This is a genomic window from Halarchaeum salinum (genome assembly GCF_039520965.1).
GTDB lineage: Archaea > Halobacteriota > Halobacteria > Halobacteriales > Halobacteriaceae > Halarchaeum > Halarchaeum salinum.
On record NZ_BAAABL010000074.1, the window covers coordinates 1 to 951 of the forward strand.

General features: G+C 58.0%; 1 protein-coding gene. It reads left to right on the forward strand.

Translation table 11 applies throughout. From position 1 onward, the window contains the following. Positions 1-57 precede the first annotated feature (57 nt). Positions 58-948, forward strand: a complete 891-nt coding sequence (locus ABDZ36_RS12515) for an IS5 family transposase (protein WP_343749338.1) — start codon at positions 58-60, stop codon at positions 946-948. Positions 949-951: the final 3 nt, after the last annotated feature.

The window sequence follows — 951 nt, forward strand, 5'->3', positions numbered from 1 at the left end:
CTGCGTCGGGATAGGGCGCTAAATCAAAGGAGTTGAAGCGGGAGGCTGCGAGTGTCTATGACGCAAATCTCCCGCTTCACTGGGGAAGTTGTCCCGGTTGCTCAAAGAGTTACTGGCGATGGAGACGAATCCGCCGCCCCCGAAGGTGGCGGCGGATTCGCCGACTATGCACTCGTTTCCCTGCACTGTCTGCGGATTTACCTCGATACCTCCTACCGAATGACCATCGACCTGCTCAAGGAGATGCCACAAATAACCGGGGAGATCGGCCTCAGCAAGGCCGATCTCCCCTCGCCCTCCACCTTGTGTAAGGCGTTCGACCGGATCAGTATGAGCGTCTGTCGAGTGCTGCTGCGCCAGTCGGCGCAGCTGCACGATCCCTCAAAGCACGGAGCCATTGACGCCACGTTCTACGAACGCTCAGCTGCGAGCCGCCACTATTGCCAGCGAACGAGCTACCGCGTTCAGAAGCTGAAAGTCACGAAACTCGTCGATACAGACTCTCAAGCCGTCCTTGACGTTCATTGCTCAACGACCCGTGAAGGAAGCGACGCTGACCTTGCTGAGCAGATCGCCCGCGTTCCAGCGGGCGATCTGCGGTCTCTCGCCGCCGATAAAGGATATGACAAGCAGTCACTCCGCGAATCCCTTCGTGACCTCGGGATTCGCCCGCTCATCAAACACCGCATCTTCGCACCATACGACCACGCGCACAACGCCAGAATCGACGAACAGCGCTACAATCAGCGCTCTATGACCGAAACCGTGAACTCGGCTGTGAAGCGCTCGCTCGGCTTCGCCGTGCGAGCGCGTTCGTGGTTCCGTGAGTTCCGAGAAATCGCGCTGATGTGTGTCGTCTATAACATCAAGCGGGCTGTGAAACAGGGCTTCATTGAATCCGCAGAGGGCGACGGGATTCACTGTTTCACGGCTTGTTCGACGTTGTAGACT

What these genes read in the sequence shown, in the direction of transcription:
- ABDZ36_RS12515 (WP_343749338.1), top strand. Translation starts at nt 58, where the DNA reads ATGACGCAAATCTCCCGCTTCACTGGGGAAGTTGTCCCGGTTGCTCAA.